Genomic DNA, 16,646 nt, shown 5'->3' with positions numbered 1-16,646 from the left:
TCAAGCAATTCGTGTGGGTGCTTGTGAGTATGGACTGATCGTCGCCTAGATTATCAGCATCACAAGTGGCCATGCGAGAAATCACATAGTCATTTGAGATTGCTGAGCCAAGTTTAGGGTTTCTTAAAAACCCAAGCAGTATTGAACTGAAGAGTTTGATCATGGCTCAGATTGAACGCTGGCGGCAGGCCTAACACATGCAAGTCGAGCGGATGAGAGGAGCTTGCTTCTCGATTCAGCGGCGGACGGGTGAGTAATGCCTAGGAATCTGCCTGGTAGTGGGGGACAACGTTTCGAAAGGAACGCTAATACCGCATACGTCCTACGGGAGAAAGCAGGGGACCTTCGGGCCTTGCGCTATCAGATGAGCCTAGGTCGGATTAGCTAGTTGGTGAGGTAATGGCTCACCAAGGCGACGATCCGTAACTGGTCTGAGAGGATGATCAGTCACACTGGAACTGAGACACGGTCCAGACTCCTACGGGAGGCAGCAGTGGGGAATATTGGACAATGGGCGAAAGCCTGATCCAGCCATGCCGCGTGTGTGAAGAAGGTCTTCGGATTGTAAAGCACTTTAAGTTGGGAGGAAGGGTTGTAGATTAATACTCTGCAATTTTGACGTTACCGACAGAATAAGCACCGGCTAACTCTGTGCCAGCAGCCGCGGTAATACAGAGGGTGCAAGCGTTAATCGGAATTACTGGGCGTAAAGCGCGCGTAGGTGGTTTGTTAAGTTGGATGTGAAAGCCCCGGGCTCAACCTGGGAACTGCATCCAAAACTGGCAAGCTAGAGTACGGTAGAGGGTGGTGGAATTTCCTGTGTAGCGGTGAAATGCGTAGATATAGGAAGGAACACCAGTGGCGAAGGCGACCACCTGGACTGATACTGACACTGAGGTGCGAAAGCGTGGGGAGCAAACAGGATTAGATACCCTGGTAGTCCACGCCGTAAACGATGTCAACTAGCCGTTGGAATCCTTGAGATTTTAGTGGCGCAGCTAACGCATTAAGTTGACCGCCTGGGGAGTACGGCCGCAAGGTTAAAACTCAAATGAATTGACGGGGGCCCGCACAAGCGGTGGAGCATGTGGTTTAATTCGAAGCAACGCGAAGAACCTTACCAGGCCTTGACATGCAGAGAACTTTCTAGAGATGGATTGGTGCCTTCGGGAACTCTGACACAGGTGCTGCATGGCTGTCGTCAGCTCGTGTCGTGAGATGTTGGGTTAAGTCCCGTAACGAGCGCAACCCTTGTCCTTAGTTACCAGCACGTTATGGTGGGCACTCTAAGGAGACTGCCGGTGACAAACCGGAGGAAGGTGGGGATGACGTCAAGTCATCATGGCCCTTACGGCCTGGGCTACACACGTGCTACAATGGTCGGTACAGAGGGTTGCCAAGCCGCGAGGTGGAGCTAATCTCACAAAACCGATCGTAGTCCGGATCGCAGTCTGCAACTCGACTGCGTGAAGTCGGAATCGCTAGTAATCGCGAATCAGAATGTCGCGGTGAATACGTTCCCGGGCCTTGTACACACCGCCCGTCACACCATGGGAGTGGGTTGCACCAGAAGTAGCTAGTCTAACCTTCGGGGGACGGTTACCACGGTGTGATTCATGACTGGGGTGAAGTCGTAACAAGGTAGCCGTAGGGGAACCTGCGGCTGGATCACCTCCTTAATCGAAGACATCAGCCTGCTGATGAGCTCCCACACGAATTGCTTGATTCATTGTGAAAAGACGATGCTGTAACGCGACCCTGTTATAGGTCTGTAGCTCAGTTGGTTAGAGCGCACCCCTGATAAGGGTGAGGTCGGCAGTTCAAATCTGCCCAGACCTACCAATTACTTGGTGCGGCCTACGAGATGTAGCAGATACACGGGGCCATAGCTCAGCTGGGAGAGCGCCTGCCTTGCACGCAGGAGGTCAGCGGTTCGATCCCGCTTGGCTCCACCACCTTTGTACAGCACTGTTAGAACTCAGAAATGAGCATTCGCGCGTCGCGTTGACGCCGCGTTGGAATGTTGATTTCTGGCTTTTGCCAGATCGTTCTTTAAAAATTCGGATATGTGATAGATACAGACTGATGACCAGTTTCACTGCTGGACATCAGGCTGAGGTAAAATTTGTGAGTTCTGCTCGAAAGAGCGACGTGCGAATTTTCGGCGAATGTCGTCTTCACAGTATAACCAGATTGCTTGGGGTTATATGGTCAAGTGAAGAAGCGCATACGGTGGATGCCTTGGCAGTCAGAGGCGATGAAAGACGTGGTAGCCTGCGATAAGCTTTGGGGAGTCGGCAAACAGACTGTGATCCAGAGATCTCTGAATGGGGGAACCCACCTAGGATAACCTAGGTATCTTGTACTGAATCCATAGGTGCAAGAGGCGAACCAGGGGAACTGAAACATCTAAGTACCCTGAGGAATAGAAATCAACCGAGATTCCCTTAGTAGTGGCGAGCGAACGGGGACCAGCCCTTAAGTTGATTTGAGATTAGTGGAACGCTCTGGAAAGTGCGGCCATAGTGGGTGATAGCCCCGTACACGAAAGTCTCTTTTCAATGAAATCGAGTAGGACGGAGCACGAGAAACTTTGTCTGAACATGGGGGACCATCCTCCAAGGCTAAATACTACTGACTGACCGATAGTGAACCAGTACCGTGAGGGAAAGGCGAAAAGAACCCCGGAGAGGGGAGTGAAATAGAACCTGAAACCGTATGCGTACAAGCAGTGGGAGCCTACTTTGTTAGGTGACTGCGTACCTTTTGTATAATGGGTCAGCGACTTATATTCAGTGGCGAGCTTAACCGAATAGGGGAGGCGTAGCGAAAGCGAGTCTTAATAGGGCGCTTAGTCGCTGGGTATAGACCCGAAACCGGGCGATCTATCCATGGGCAGGTTGAAGGTTAGGTAACACTGACTGGAGGACCGAACCGACTACCGTTGAAAAGTTAGCGGATGACCTGTGGATCGGAGTGAAAGGCTAATCAAGCTCGGAGATAGCTGGTTCTCCTCGAAAGCTATTTAGGTAGCGCCTCATGTATCACTGCTGGGGGTAGAGCACTGTTTCGGCTAGGGGGTCATCCCGACTTACCAAACCGATGCAAACTCCGAATACCAGCAAGTGCCGAGCATGGGAGACACACGGCGGGTGCTAACGTCCGTCGTGAAAAGGGAAACAACCCAGACCGTCAGCTAAGGTCCCAAAGTCATGGTTAAGTGGGAAACGATGTGGGAAGGCTTAGACAGCTAGGAGGTTGGCTTAGAAGCAGCCATCCTTTAAAGAAAGCGTAATAGCTCACTAGTCGAGTCGGCCTGCGCGGAAGATGTAACGGGGCTCAAACCATGCACCGAAGCTACGGGTATCACCTTTGGTGATGCGGTAGAGGAGCGTTCTGTAAGCCTGTGAAGGTGAGTTGAGAAGCTTGCTGGAGGTATCAGAAGTGCGAATGCTGACATGAGTAACGACAATGCGAGTGAAAAACTCGCACGCCGAAAGACCAAGGTTTCCTGCGCAACGTTAATCGACGCAGGGTTAGTCGGTCCCTAAGGCGAGGCTGAAAAGCGTAGTCGATGGAAAACAGGTTAATATTCCTGTACTTGCAGTTATTGCGATGGAGGGACGGAGAAGGCTAGGCCAGCCTGGCGTTGGTTGTCCAGGTTTAAGGTGGTAGGCTGAAATCTTAGGCAAATCCGGGATTTCAAGGCCGAGAGCTGATGACGAGTTGCCTTTAGGCGACGAAGTGGTTGATGCCATGCTTCCAAGAAAAGCTCCTAAGCTTCAGATAACTGGGAACCGTACCCCAAACCGACACAGGTGGTTAGGTAGAGAATACCAAGGCGCTTGAGAGAACTCGGGTGAAGGAACTAGGCAAAATGGCACCGTAACTTCGGGAGAAGGTGCGCCGGCGAGGGTGAAGGACTTGCTCCGTAAGCCCATGCCGGTCGAAGATACCAGGCCGCTGCGACTGTTTATTAAAAACACAGCACTCTGCAAACACGAAAGTGGACGTATAGGGTGTGACGCCTGCCCGGTGCCGGAAGGTTAATTGATGGGGTTAGCGCAAGCGAAGCTCTTGATCGAAGCCCCGGTAAACGGCGGCCGTAACTATAACGGTCCTAAGGTAGCGAAATTCCTTGTCGGGTAAGTTCCGACCTGCACGAATGGCGTAACGATGGCGGCGCTGTCTCCACCCGAGACTCAGTGAAATTGAAATCGCTGTGAAGATGCAGTGTATCCGCGGCTAGACGGAAAGACCCCGTGAACCTTTACTATAGCTTTGCACTGGACTTTGAGCTTGCTTGTGTAGGATAGGTGGGAGGCTTTGAAGTGGGGACGCCAGTTCTCATGGAGCCATCCTTGAAATACCACCCTGGCAACCTTGAGGTTCTAACTCAGGTCCGTGATCCGGATCGAGGACAGTGTATGGTGGGTAGTTTGACTGGGGCGGTCTCCTCCCAAAGAGTAACGGAGGAGTACGAAGGTGCGCTCAGACCGGTCGGAAATCGGTCGTAGAGTATAAAGGCAAAAGCGCGCTTGACTGCGAGACAGACACGTCGAGCAGGTACGAAAGTAGGTCTTAGTGATCCGGTGGTTCTGTATGGAAGGGCCATCGCTCAACGGATAAAAGGTACTCCGGGGATAACAGGCTGATACCGCCCAAGAGTTCATATCGACGGCGGTGTTTGGCACCTCGATGTCGGCTCATCACATCCTGGGGCTGAAGCCGGTCCCAAGGGTATGGCTGTTCGCCATTTAAAGTGGTACGCGAGCTGGGTTTAGAACGTCGTGAGACAGTTCGGTCCCTATCTGCCGTGGACGTTTGAGATTTGAGAGGGGCTGCTCCTAGTACGAGAGGACCGGAGTGGACGAACCTCTGGTGTTCCGGTTGTCACGCCAGTGGCATTGCCGGGTAGCTATGTTCGGAAGAGATAACCGCTGAAAGCATCTAAGCGGGAAACTTGCCTCAAGATGAGATCTCACTGGGATCTAGAATCCCCTGAAGGGCCGTCGAAGACTACGACGTTGATAGGTGGGGTGTGTAAGCGCTGTGAGGCGTTGAGCTAACCCATACTAATTGCCCGTGAGGCTTGACCATATAACACCCAAGCAATTTGAGCGTGAGCGCCGAATTGTGGTGGTGAAGACGAAAGAACCGAAAGTTCGCGACGAATCACAGAATCACATATCCGAATAGGCTGGGGTGTCCGCAGGGGCGCACTGGCAACCGAATTTCTTGACGACCATAGAGCATTGGAACCACCTGATCCCATCCCGAACTCAGCAGTGAAACGATGCATCGCCGATGGTAGTGTGGGGTTTCCCCATGTGAGAGTAGGTCATCGTCAAGATTCATTTCGCAAAACCCCTATCTGCGTGAGCAGGTAGGGGTTTTGTCTTTAAGTAGAGACTACAGAGATTCGCAGACACGTCCTTGGGACGGGCCTGCACACAGAATTTCTTGACGACCATAGAGCATTGGAACCACCTGATCCCATCCCGAACTCAGCAGTGAAACGATGCATCGCCGATGGTAGTGTGGGGTTTCCCCATGTGAGAGTAGGTCATCGTCAAGATTCATTTCGCAAAACCCCTATCTGCGTAAGCAGGTAGGGGTTTTGTCTTTCTGGGGGATCTGTCAGGTCAGGTCAGCAGATTACGTACGTTGCCCATCGCCTGATCGGCAAAGCCCTGCAAGAAAGCCTGGAATTCCGGTAGCGCCTGCGGTCCTCCTTCCCAAGGCTCTGCCTGGATAGTCCAAGTCGCTCGGCTGGATTGGGCGTCAATGTGCTCGACCTGCATGGCTGCCCACAAATTGCCGATATTCAGGCTGGTATAGATCAGGCTCCACGTCATGTGCATCGCTTCGTCATCCCGCGAGTTCAACTGCTCGATCACCACATGACCGTCCTTGAACAGCTTCTTGCGTACCGAGCGCACCCCGCTGCCGGTCATCTCGATATGCGAGAGGGCCGGGATGAACACTGGAAAGCCAGCGAAGTTGCCCACCATGCTCCACACAGCGGAGGCCGGTGCGGTAATGTCCACGCTGGAGACCACCAGGCAACCTTGTGGATTGCGAATCAGGGTATCGGGCTTGAGTGCTTGCATGTCGTATTGCTCCTGTTGTGATAAAGCGAAGAGTCAGAGAAAACCGATATCGCTGAGGTAGCGGCAACCGCGTTGCAACAGCGCTGTGTCCTTGACCGGATAGCACGCGCCCATGCGTCGCACGCCCTCTCGGGCATTGCCATGTTCGATACCGGCGATATCGCCGATGTCCTCCTCGAAACCTTCGAGGTAGAAGCCCAGCACGTCGAACAGCGCGTTGTCGCGATCGACCCGTCCCAACTGACGTTGCCATTGCGCGACATCGACCACATCGAAGGCGTGGCCCTGTTCCCGAAACGCAGCCAGGTAGTCCTGCCAACGCAGGGGCTCGGGGTTGTGCAGATTGAAGACACAGTGCCCAGGCTGGTACCGGCTGCTGTGAAAGGCGATGAAGCGGCTGAGGAAGTCCACCGGCATGAGGTCGAAATCGATCTCCAGGTGGGGGCCTGACCCAATTGCAGTGAACCCTTGAGCATCAGCATCAAGCGATTACGGTGTGGCTGACAGACGCCATTACGACTGTCGAAGGTGATGTTGCCAGGCCGGAACAGATTCACCCGTACGCCCGCCTCACGAGCACGATGCAGAATGCGCTCGCCAACCCATTTGCTCAGGTTGTAACCATTGCGCAGGTAGATGGGCGGCGTGACGGCCGGGTCTTGTTCCAGGACACGCCCATCGCCGCTCACCGCGCTGCAGGCTGACAGTGTCGAGACGAAGTTGAAGATCTTCTTGCGCCGTCCTTCGCACAGCCGCAGGCATTCGAACAGCGGCTCGATGTTATCCACAGCCAGTGCTTGGTAATCCAGCACGTGATTGACCTGCGCTGCGTTGTGCAGCAAGGCACCGAAGTTCAGATCAAGGTCATCGTAATCCGCCTCGCCAAGCCCCAATCGCGGGTGGCGCAGATCCGCGGCAAGCACCCGCACCCGTGTCAGGTCGAAGTCCAGCTGGTTATCGCGCATGGCTTGGGCAAAGCGTTCGTTGGCCGTCTGCTCAGCGCTGCTGCGCACCAGGCACGCCACCTCCGTAGCTCCCCAGTCGAGCAGCGCTTCGACCAAGTGGACGCCGAGGAAACTGTTGGCGCCGGTGACGATGACCTTGTGGACATCGCCCATGGCCTCCAAGGGCAGCACGTGCAGATCCAGCGGCCGATTGGCGTCCTGCTCCAGGCGGTCCAAGCCCGCGTCGGTCCCCCCTCTTCACCGTCGAGCAGCGCCGCCAGCCGTTGCAGCGTCGGCTGCTCGATGAAGCGGTTGATGGCAACCCCGCAGCCAAACAGCTGACGCACCTCCAGCAATAGCCGGGAGAGCAGAATGGAATGGCCGCCGAGGTTGAAGAAGCTGTCGTCCACGGAAATGTCCGCCTCTGCCAGCTCCAGCAGTTCGCTCCACAGCACCAGCAGACGCTGCTCGGTGGCGGTGCTGGGGCCGACCCGTGCGCTGAGAGGCAACGCCAGCGGTCGCGCCCGTAGGGCCTGGCGGTCGACCTTGCCGTTGGCCGTGAACGGCATCCGCTCCAACACCTGATAGAACACTGGGCGCATGTAATCCGGTAGATGTGCTTCGGCGTGTTGGCGCAGCGCTGTCAGGGCATTCTGGGCAGCGGGCTGCGCCATGAACGCCAGCACCCGCCGCTGCTCGTCGATCACTACCACCAGTTGCTTGTACAGTCCGCTTGCACGCAGACAGTGTTCGATTTCTTCCGGTTCGACGCGAAAGCCGCGGATCTTCACTTGGTTATCGAGTCGCCCACACAGCTCGATACCGTGGTCTGTCCATTTGCCGATATCCCCTGTGCGATAGGCGCGCAAAGCGCGGCCGTCTGGCAGGTCGAGGGTGACGAAGCGTTCTTGGGTGAGTGTCGGATTATTCAGATATCCCAGACCGACCCCGGGCCCGCACAGGTAGAGTTCGCCCGGCGTCTGCTCGACGACCGGTTGCAGATGCGGGTCGAGGATCAGCACCTGAGTGTTGGCGATCGGTTTGCCGAGGTTTCGGTTGCTCGTACCGACAGCGAACACCCGGGTGGTCGCCAGCACAGTAGTTTCGGTCGGTCCGTAGATGTTGTGCATCTGGCACTGCTGGCTGTAGCGCGCGATCACCTCCGGCTCGCAGACATCGCCTCCCGTCACCAGGTGCCGCAGACCCAAAGGCGCGTCACTGGGCAGGATGCTCAACAACGCGGGTGGCAGGAATGCATGGCTGACCGCTTGGCTGTGGATAAGTGTGACCAGCCGCTGTGGATCACGGCGGTGCTCCTCGTCCGGAATCACCAACTCCGCGCCGCTGGCGAAGGTGGGCAGGATATCCAGCAGCGAGGCGTCGAAGCCGATGGTGGAGAACTGCAACACACGACTGTCGGCATCCAGTTCGACATGCTCGCGATACCAGGCGATGAAGTGCAAGAGGTTGCGCTGGCTGAGCAGCACGCCCTTGGGCTGCCCGGTAGTGCCGGAGGTGTAGATCGCCACGCAAGCGCGGTCTGGCTCACCAGAACGTAGCTGCAGCGAAAGCACGTCCGCCCCCTGGGCCGACGACAATTGGCTTACATCCAGCGAAGGTACGGCTGTCTGCGCCGTGCCATCGTGCAGCAGCACCTGCGCGCCGGCGTCCTCGAGAACGCGTCGGCGACGATCAGCGGGGGTTGCAGGGTCCAGTGGCAGGTAGATAGCGCCGCAACCCAGCACGGCCAGCAGGCTTGCATAGAGGGCGGGTGACTTGGCCATGCACACACCCACTACCGCAGGCTGGTCAGCGTGTTCGGGCAGCAGCGGCAACAGCGCCTGCTGCACTGCCGCGGCTAGCCCGTGCAGTTCGCGATAGCCAATACGTTCGCCATTGCTATTGAGAGCGGGTCTGTGTGGCGCTTGGCGCAGGCCCTGCTCCAGGTACTGCATCAAGTCGCCTTCAGCTTGCTCCAGCAGGTCTGCGCGCTGTGTGCGGTTGAAGGGGTGATGGAACGCCAGCGACTCCAGCCACTGCAGTCCATGCTCGCGCTCATGCAGCCCAGCCAGCGCTGTGGGCATCTCGCGAAGCGCACAGGCATCGCGGGCCAGTCGGGTGCTCAGCAGGGTGACCTGCTCGGCAATGACCTGCAGAGCCTCTGCGCGCACGTGCTGGCCGTTGCCTGAAACGGGTGCCGCCAGCGCCACCCGTGCGATCAGACGCTGCGCCGTGGCGCTGCCATACCAGCACAGAAGCTCGAGTGCGGGCAGCGTAGTCGCGTGATGGGTGCCCAGTCGCAGCCTCAGCAGAGGCGCATTGGCAAGGCCCTGCCAGTCGCTGGAGGACAGCGCCAGGCTGCCATCGTCCAATGCCAGCGAGTGCGTTGCGCTCAGCGCCTGACGTAGCGCCGCCGGGGTTTCGGTCAGCACGCAGGCATGGCCGTGATCGTCGAGCATCTGCGCCAGTGCGTGCAGCGCCGGGCTGATGCCGACCAGAATGATGTTGAGACGTCGCATGCGCAGCTCCTCAGGGCAGGTAATCACGCAGGGCGTCCTGCACACACGGCGACTCGAGCATCGAGCTGCCGCGGAAAAAGCGCAGGATGTTGCCCAGCAGCGGATGCTGGTGATTGATCGGATAGGCCAGGCCGAGCACTTCCTCGCGCAGCGCCTGACGCAGGTCTTCGCTGATGGGCAAGGCCTGGATCAGGCTGAAGTCGAAGGTCTGCTGGATCTCGTTGGTCAGGTACTGGCCGAGGAACACCGGTAGCACGCGGGCGATGGCTTCGCGCTCGTGTTCAGGCGCGGCCTGCCAGTAGATCCGGGTCAGACGTGCCCAGAAGCTGGAGTGACGCCCTTCGTCGAGCAGGTGATCGGCCATCAACCCTTTCACCGAGGGCTTGACCGTGTCGTCGCGGGCAAACGCTGCGACGTCATCGGTGAGGGTGTTCTCGGCGATGCCGACGCAGATCAGCTCCAGGGCATCGCGCAAGGACGCCGGTACCTGGGCCAGCGCTGCGGGTATGGCGCGGCTGAGTTCGATCTCGCCAGGCAGGACGATGGGCTCGATGCCGGTGAGGGCGATGGTCTGCTGCAGAAAGTCCATGGCCACCAGCGCGTGATAGTCCTCATCGACCACCACGGTCATCGCGTCATAGCGGCAGGCGAACGGGAAGCGCACGGCGAAGTGGTCCTTGGCGATGCGCCGGGCGGTGCGGTCGACGATCTCGGTCTCGAAGATCACTACATCGTTGATGAACTTGTAGAGGCTCTGCACCAGCACGAAGTCGCGCAACTGCGGGCAGCCTTGCTGGAAGGTGGCACTGAGCACCAGCGGTTGGCGACTGAGGGGATAGATCAACCGCTGGTCGTCCTCGACCCGGCGACGCGGCCGCGTGCGGATGGTGGCGCGCTCTTCCCAGGCCTCGGCGAAAGAACGGTAGTCCAGCGCATTCATGGCAGCACCTCACCGGCCGGCACCTGCAACGAAGCGCGCAGACGGTCCCACAGCGCGGTACGACTCTGCACGGCAGTGATGGCAGCCTCGTAGACCTCTTCCTGACGCTGCGGGTCGCCATCGACCAGGCGCGCCAGCAGTTGCTCAGCCGCGGGACCATGGTCTTCGGAGTCCACCTCGATATGCCGTTGCAGGTAGTAGCGGAACGTCGGCGCTTGGGCCTGGCCAATACCCCATTCATCGAGGATCTGCTGGAACATCGCGGGAATGACGCTCTCGCGGCCATGCAGGAACGCGGCGGCCACGCGGTGCGCTGGAGCGTGCAGGGCCACGTCGAGGGTATCGCTGACGAAGCGCCTGGCCGCCTCGCTGGCGCCTGAACGTTGCAGCGCGGTGAGGTAGTCCACGCCTTGCTGTTGCAAGCTGACGAAGTGTTCGATGGCCTGCGTACTGGCCCCGACCTCGCGCATGGCGTCGAGGTACAGCTCGAAATGACTGTAGTGGCCATGTTGCAGGCGGTCATCGGACTCTTCACCGAGCACGATCTCGTTGATCAGCCGTGCCGCTGCGGGATCCGACGGCGGCAGCCAGGGCAGGCGGACACAGGTCAGTTCCTGTTGCAAACGTTTGGTCAGCGACATGAAATCCCACACGGCGAAAACATGGGTTTCCATGAACCGTCGCAATGTTTCGAGCGAATCGATCTCGGAAAACAATGGGTGCCGGGCGAGGGCGCTCTTATGGTTGGACAGGGTGCTGTTCAATGGGCTCATCACAATTATTCCTCGTGGAAATTAGGCGCTTAGTTACCGTGCCGTTACAGCCATTACAAAGTCTGGGCGAACGAGTGCCTCGATCTAAGTTCGATGGCTGAGCAGTCTCGGTATAGCCGGCGGATCATGAAGCATGAGGCCTGCAGCAGGCCAGGCAAGTTCCAGGGGTCGGCGATGAAAAGTTAGAACAACTTCAAAGTTGTCGGCAAATGTTTTTTGAAATAATTTTTGGGAGTGGGAATATTGAAAAATGGGGGTCCATATAAAACTTTTTGAGAGTTTTATTTAATTAAGCAGTGCCCCTTCCGATAACTAAAATCAGAAAATTAAAGTTGAGTGAATGCCTCACTCGGAGCACTGGTAAAGGTCGTTGCGGGAGTGTTTCGCTTTACGGGGGCGGCTGATCGCCATGCGGCCCTTGCCCCGATATCAGACTCCTTCTGCGGGTGTATGGAAGGCCTGCGACCGGGCCCCGAGCAGGGCGATCAGCAGTCACGGCGCAACTAGAGTGGGGGTAAACGGCGCGCGCTGCCACGGCCTTTGGCAGCACACTGGGGAAAATCCTGCCAACGCGAGGCAATTACGCCGTGTGTCAGGGTTCAGAAGCTCAATAAGCCGAGGTGCGTGTCGAAGATTCGCACGAGCCGTTGATCCACATGGGAAGGGTCTGCCGAAGCGTCCGGTAACTCGATGAGCTCCAGCTCCCGCCGGACGAAGGCGTGCCAGCCGAGCATTTGAGCGAGTGAGCCGGCGGGATAGAGAACCGTCATTGGCACCTGAATGGCGCTGATGCTGGCCCGAGGTTCGGTAGCCCTCGGGCTGTCACAGCTCGAAACAAACAAATGACGAGTCTGTCCAGGGTACTCACGCTCCGCCAGTTGAGTGAGCTCGAAGGCCAGGTGCGCGCTCAGACGCTGACCAAAGATGGCATGCGGTTGGCTGAGGTAAGGGTGCAGGTGGTCGGCCAGGGTACGGGCTAGGGGCGAAGGGCCCTGCTGGAGGTCGCTTGGCGCGCAGTCGGCGTGGCGCTGGACATCGACCGCGATCAGCTCGATGGGGTCGCTCAGGGCATAGGCCCAGGCTCGATAGCGTTCCAGGTGCTGCGGGCTGCAGGCCAGGCAGATGAGGCGGACTTGCGCGGATGACCCGCTGTCTTCGGGGGCTGGTAGGTTCTGGACGTGCACTGTCTGTCCTTCATCCCGAGGTGTGCCGGGCGTGATGACCGTTAGGGCTTGCGGCCGTCGCGGCTGAGAATTCACTTGGCGGCTTGCGAGCTCAAGTAGCGTTTGATGGTCTGCGCTGCGGTGTTCAGGTGTTTTTCCAGCACTTCGATGGCCTGTTCCACCAGCTTGTCATTGGCCGCATCCACCAGGGCGATGTGGTCATCCTGAGTGAGCTTGCCCAGGCCCATGGCCGAGAGATGAAAACGCAGGAAGCGCTCTTCCTCGTTGAGTTCGATCTCGATGAGGCGCAGCAGCTTTTGATTGGAGGCCTTGCTGTACAGCGTCATGTGGAACAGGCGGTTGAGGCGGCCGATTTCAGCGTGCCGGGTTTCTTCTTCCAACTGAGCGATGTAGCCGCGGGCAAGCGCGATATCGGCAGCGTCCAGGTTGGGAATGGACTGCCGCAGCGCCTCGGTCTCCAGAAGCACGCGCAAGTTGTAGGTATCGACGGCGTCTTCACCGATCAGGGGAGCGACCACCGCGCCCTTGTGCATCACCACCTTCAGCAGCGATTGCGCCTCCAACTGGCGCAGCGCTTCGCGCACCGGCATGCGGCTGACCCCAAACAGACCTGCCAATTCTTCCTGACGCAATGCGGTGCCTGGCGGCAGGCGACCATCGAGGATGGCACTGCGCAGGCGCTCTTCGATAACGCTGCGGGCAAGATGAGCGGGTACTTGCTCATTACCCAGCACGGAGCTTAGGAGTCGGATTTTCTCGGCCACGCGGAGTCTGCCTTGATGAATAGCGATGATTGGATCCAATAACCCTAGTGATCAGAGTGGTCACTTGTCAAACCGAGGCGATGGGCTGCTGCGGTGCTGGAGTGCAGCTATCGTGAATGAAGTCGCCAGGCAAGGGAAGTCGGCCCGCTCCTGATCGGCAGTTGGCAAGTGACCGGGCATTAGCGTCCAGCGCCGTGATTGTAAGGTGCCATTGTCTTTTACACGGGTAAGCCGCACCATCGCGGCTTTCGTCTGTTCTGGAAAGGTGTTCGCAGTGGCGATACCTGAAGTGCTCAAGCAGCTCGTGCATCGCCTCGGTCTCGCCGTGCTGGTAGGCTGCCTGCTGCTGGGCGGCCTGCACGCCGATTGGGACTTCGCCCAGATCAGCCGCCGCGCTGAACAGTTGTACGGGCCGCTCGGCGCCGGACAGGGGCGCATCGATGCCTGGCAGCGTTTGATGGCGACCCAGAATCAGGGCAGCGAGCTGGACAAGCTGCAGGTGGTGAACCTGTTCTTCAACAAACAGATGCGCTACGTAGAGGACATCGACCTGTGGCATGAGGTCGACTACTGGGCCACCCCGGTGCAGTCGCTGATCAAGGGCGCGGGCGATTGCGAAGACTACGCCATCGCCAAATACTTCAGTCTGCGGCGCATGGGCATCCCGGCCGACAAGCTGCGAATCACCTACGTCAAGGCGCTGCGGCTGAACCGCGCGCACATGGTTTTGACTTACTACGCCAGTCCCCAGGCTCAGCCGCTGGTGCTGGACAGCTTGATGGACTCGATCAAGCCGGCCAGCCAGCGCAACGACCTGCTGCCGGTGTATGCCTTCAACGGCGAGGGCCTGTGGATAACCGGCGCCGCCGGCAACAAGAAAGTCGGCGACACCAAGCGCCTGTCTCGCTGGCAGGACGTGCTGAAGAAAATGCAGGCCGAAGGGTTCCCGGCCGAACCGGTCTATTGAGGAGCACAGATGTCACTGTTCAAACAATTGCTGCTTGCCATATGCCTGCTCCTGACGATCGCCTTCAGCGGCAGCTTCATGGTCAGCCTGGAAAGTTCGCGCACCCAGTACGTCAACCAGTTGCGCTCCCACGCTCAGGATGCCGCGACCGCGCTGGCCCTGTCATTGACCCCTAATATCGACGATCCGGCCATGGTCGAGCTGATGGTCAGCTCGATTTTCGACAGCGGCTATTACTCGAGCATCAAGGTCGTCGACCTGGATTCCAACGCAGTGCTGGTCGAGCGCCATGCCGAGCCCGACAGCAACGGTGTGCCGGCCTGGTTCATCGGCCTGATCGGCCTGGAGCCTGCCGGGGGCGATGCCATCGTCAGCCGTGGCTGGCAGCAGGCGGCACGGGTCGAGGTGATCAGCCATCCGATGTTCGCCCTGGCCAAACTGTGGCAAAGCGCCCTGGGCAGCCTCGGCCTGCTGCTGCTGTGTGGCGTGGTGAGTGCGATCCTCGGCGCGCTGTTGCTGCGTCGCCAACTGCGCCCGCTGGATTACCTGGTGGCGCAGTCCCACGCCATTGCCCGGCGCGAGTTCCTCAGCTTGCCGGAACTGCCACGCACGCCTGAGTTTCGTCGGGTGGTGCAGGCCATGAACCAGATGGTCGAGAAGCTACAGACGCTGTTCACCGAACAGGCCGAGCGCAGCGAAAAGCTGCGGGTCGAGTCGTACCAGGACAGCCTCACCGGCCTTGCCAACCGCCGCTATTTCGAAATGCAGCTCAATGCTCGGGTCAGCAATCTGGAAGAGGCGCGCGCGGGTTACCTGCTGTTGTTGCGGGTGCAGGACTTGGCCGGCCTCAACGCGCGTCTGGGTGGCCAACGCACCGACCAGTTGTTGCAAGCCGTCGGTGAGCAATTGCGGCGCACCTGTGCCAGCTTCCCGGAGACCAAGGACCTGATCACCCGCAGCCGTGGCGGTGAATTCGCCGTGCTGGCGCCAGGCATGGTGCACGAGGAGGCCATTCAACTGGCCCAGGCCCTGGAGGCGACCTTGCAGAGCCTGCATGTGACCGGCGCCAGTGATGTCGATCCGGTGGCCTGCATCGGCCTTGCGCCCTACAGTCCAGGGGATGCGCCGCAGGCGCTGCTCAAGCTCGCCGACGAGGCGCTGGCGCGTGCCGAGAGCCAGCCAGAGCCGGGCTGGGTCTGCCTGGAGCAAGGCGCTGCCGCGCAAGCTGCCGACAGCCATCACGCCTGGCACATGCGTCTGGATCAGGCCCTGACCAACGGCCAGTTCGAGCTGTTCTTCCAGCCGGTCGTGGACTGCCAAGCGCCGGAGCGGATTCTGCACTACAAGGTGATTTCCCGCCTGCACGACGAGCAGGGCGAGGCGCTGGCAGCCGGACGCTTCCTGCCCTGGCTCGAACGCTTCGGCTGGATGCCGCGGCTTGACCTGCTGGTGCTGGAGAAGGTGCTTCGGCACTTGCAGAGCCATGGTGAGTCGCTGGCGCTGAACCTGTCTGCCGCGACGCTGGCCGATCCCAAGGCGCTGCAGCGCGTGTATGAACTGCTGGCACAGCATGCGGCGCTAGGACGTCGGCTGACCTTCGAGATCGGCGAGGAACAGTTGCCGGAGCAGGCGCAGTTGGAGAAGCTCAACCGCCGCCTGCACGAACTGGGCTACGGCCTGGCGCTCCAGCGTTTCGGCGGGCGCTTCAGCATGATCGGCAACCTGGCGCACTTGGGTCTGGCCTATCTCAAGATCGATGGCGGTTACATCCGCAGCATCGATCAAGAGCGGCACAAGCGGCTGTTCATCGAGGCGATCCAAGGTGCGGCGCACAGCATCGACCTGCCGCTGATCGCCGAACGGGTCGAGACCGAGGGCGAGTTGCAGGTACTGCGCGAGATGGGGGTTCAGGGGATCCAGGGACAATGGGTGGGTGAGCCTGCCCCCTGGAAGTGATACAGGCCCGGGCCGCATCCGCTCAGGGTGCGGCCTGATTCAGATCAGCCCGCCTTCTTCCTCTTCCTCGATCAGGTTATTGAGGCTGCCCAGCGCCTTGCGCGCGGAGGCCCGGCTGAGCAACTTGGCCTGGGCGCCCGGCGGCAGGTCGGTGATGCTGAACACGCCCTTGGCGGTCAGCACCTCGATCAAGTCCTCGAGCACACGAATCATGTCCAGGTCGCTCTGCTTGAGCTGTTTGAGACTGGTTTCCACGACATCGTCGGCGAACCACTCCTGGATATCGGCATGGTCGGCCGGCAGCGACTCGGTGTACTCGTCAAACGGGGTAGCTTCTACCCGCAGCAGCTGGCCGTCGGCGTCGCGTTGCACGTAGAACATGGCATCGACCCTCGTCACGATGATTCCTTTTGGTTGTCAGGAGCATAGGCAAAGTTCAGCGGCCTTGCAGCGGCCGACCTGCGAGTATGCCCCGCGCGACGATGA

At 58.9% G+C, this 16,646-nt stretch carries 8 protein-coding genes, 2 tRNA genes, 4 rRNA genes and 1 pseudogene; 8 read left to right on the top strand and 7 right to left on the bottom strand.

The window, feature by feature from the left end; all coding sequences use genetic code 11:
• Nucleotides 1–143 precede the first annotated feature (143 nt).
• From GKC70_RS23010 to rrf (GKC70_RS22985), 6 genes are all read left to right on the top strand, one after another.
• Nucleotides 144–1,679, top strand: a 16S ribosomal RNA gene (locus GKC70_RS23010).
• A gap of 86 nt (nt 1,680–1,765) precedes the next feature.
• A tRNA-Ile gene (locus tag GKC70_RS23005) sits at nt 1,766–1,842 on the top strand.
• Between the two features lie 37 nt (nt 1,843–1,879).
• Nucleotides 1,880–1,955, top strand: a tRNA-Ala gene (locus tag GKC70_RS23000).
• A gap of 254 nt (nt 1,956–2,209) precedes the next feature.
• Nucleotides 2,210–5,100 (top strand): 23S ribosomal RNA (locus GKC70_RS22995).
• Nucleotides 5,101–5,237: 137 nt separating this feature from the next.
• Nucleotides 5,238–5,353, top strand: a 5S ribosomal RNA gene (rrf, locus tag GKC70_RS22990).
• 109 nt (nt 5,354–5,462) lie between these two features.
• Nucleotides 5,463–5,578, top strand: a 5S ribosomal RNA gene (gene rrf, locus GKC70_RS22985).
• Together the 16S, 23S and 5S rRNA genes with 2 tRNA genes alongside form the textbook arrangement of a ribosomal RNA operon.
• Nucleotides 5,579–5,645: 67 nt before the next feature.
• Here rrf (GKC70_RS22985) and GKC70_RS22980 read toward each other — a convergent pair.
• The 6 genes and pseudogenes from GKC70_RS22980 to GKC70_RS22955 all read right to left on the bottom strand — a co-directional run bounded on the left by GKC70_RS22980 (nt 5,646) and on the right by GKC70_RS22955 (nt 13,237).
• Nucleotides 5,646–6,113, bottom strand: coding sequence for an SRPBCC family protein (locus GKC70_RS22980; protein ID WP_039582467.1), 468 nt, complete (start codon nt 6,111–6,113; stop codon nt 5,646–5,648).
• 33 nt (nt 6,114–6,146) lie between these two features.
• Nucleotides 6,147–9,576, bottom strand: a pseudogene (locus GKC70_RS22975) (amino acid adenylation domain-containing protein).
• 10 nt (nt 9,577–9,586) lie between these two features.
• Nucleotides 9,587–10,516 carry a diiron oxygenase gene (locus tag GKC70_RS22970; RefSeq protein WP_342650027.1) on the bottom strand — a complete coding sequence of 310 codons (930 nt, stop codon included), beginning with the start codon at nt 10,514–10,516 and terminating at the stop codon, nt 9,587–9,589.
• Nucleotides 10,513–11,289 carry a DUF3050 domain-containing protein gene (locus GKC70_RS22965; RefSeq protein ID WP_029614631.1) on the bottom strand — a complete coding sequence of 259 codons (777 nt, stop codon included), beginning with the start codon at nt 11,287–11,289 and terminating at the stop codon, nt 10,513–10,515. Before GKC70_RS22965 ends, GKC70_RS22970 begins: the two co-directional genes overlap by 4 nt.
• Before the next feature lie 599 nt (nt 11,290–11,888).
• Nucleotides 11,889–12,473, bottom strand: coding sequence for a hypothetical protein (locus tag GKC70_RS22960; RefSeq protein WP_342650026.1), 585 nt, complete (start codon nt 12,471–12,473; stop codon nt 11,889–11,891).
• A 71-nt stretch (nt 12,474–12,544) separates the two neighbouring features.
• Complete coding sequence (locus GKC70_RS22955; protein WP_342650025.1) at nt 12,545–13,237, bottom strand: GntR family transcriptional regulator; 693 nt, start codon at nt 13,235–13,237, stop codon at nt 12,545–12,547.
• A 205-nt stretch (nt 13,238–13,442) separates the two neighbouring features.
• Between GKC70_RS22955 and lapG the strand changes: the two genes are divergently transcribed.
• Together lapG and lapD are read left to right on the top strand one after the other, a co-directional pair.
• Complete coding sequence (lapG, locus tag GKC70_RS22950) at nt 13,443–14,204, top strand: cysteine protease LapG (RefSeq protein ID WP_317870238.1); 762 nt, start codon at nt 13,443–13,445, stop codon at nt 14,202–14,204.
• A gap of 9 nt (nt 14,205–14,213) precedes the next feature.
• Nucleotides 14,214–16,160, top strand: coding sequence for a cyclic di-GMP receptor LapD (gene lapD, locus GKC70_RS22945; protein ID WP_342650024.1), 1,947 nt, complete (start codon nt 14,214–14,216; stop codon nt 16,158–16,160).
• Nucleotides 16,161–16,199: 39 nt separating this feature from the next.
• On the opposite strand, the gene GKC70_RS22940 is transcribed toward lapD, so the two are convergent.
• The gene (locus GKC70_RS22940) at nt 16,200–16,541 is read right to left on the bottom strand and encodes a hypothetical protein (protein ID WP_029614627.1); all 342 of its coding nucleotides are present in this window, start codon (nt 16,539–16,541) and stop codon (nt 16,200–16,202) included.
• Nucleotides 16,542–16,646 lie beyond the last annotated feature (105 nt).

The sequence above is a fragment of the Pseudomonas sp. REB1044 genome (genome assembly GCF_038813925.1).
GTDB classification, from domain to species: Bacteria; Pseudomonadota; Gammaproteobacteria; order Pseudomonadales; family Pseudomonadaceae; genus Aquipseudomonas; species Aquipseudomonas boreofloridensis.
Note: the sequence above shows the minus strand (reverse complement) of the source record. Positions and strands in the feature narration are given on the sequence as shown.

What these genes read in the sequence shown, in the direction of transcription:
- GKC70_RS22980 (WP_039582467.1), bottom strand. Translation starts at nt 6,113, where the DNA reads ATGCAAGCACTCAAGCCCGATACCCTGATTCGCAATCCACAAGGTTGC.
- GKC70_RS22970 (WP_342650027.1), bottom strand. Translation starts at nt 10,516, where the DNA reads ATGAATGCGCTGGACTACCGTTCTTTCGCCGAGGCCTGGGAAGAGCGC.
- GKC70_RS22965 (WP_029614631.1), bottom strand. Translation starts at nt 11,289, where the DNA reads ATGAGCCCATTGAACAGCACCCTGTCCAACCATAAGAGCGCCCTCGCC.
- lapD (WP_342650024.1), top strand. Translation starts at nt 14,214, where the DNA reads ATGTCACTGTTCAAACAATTGCTGCTTGCCATATGCCTGCTCCTGACG.
- GKC70_RS22940 (WP_029614627.1), bottom strand. Translation starts at nt 16,541, where the DNA reads ATGTTCTACGTGCAACGCGACGCCGACGGCCAGCTGCTGCGGGTAGAA.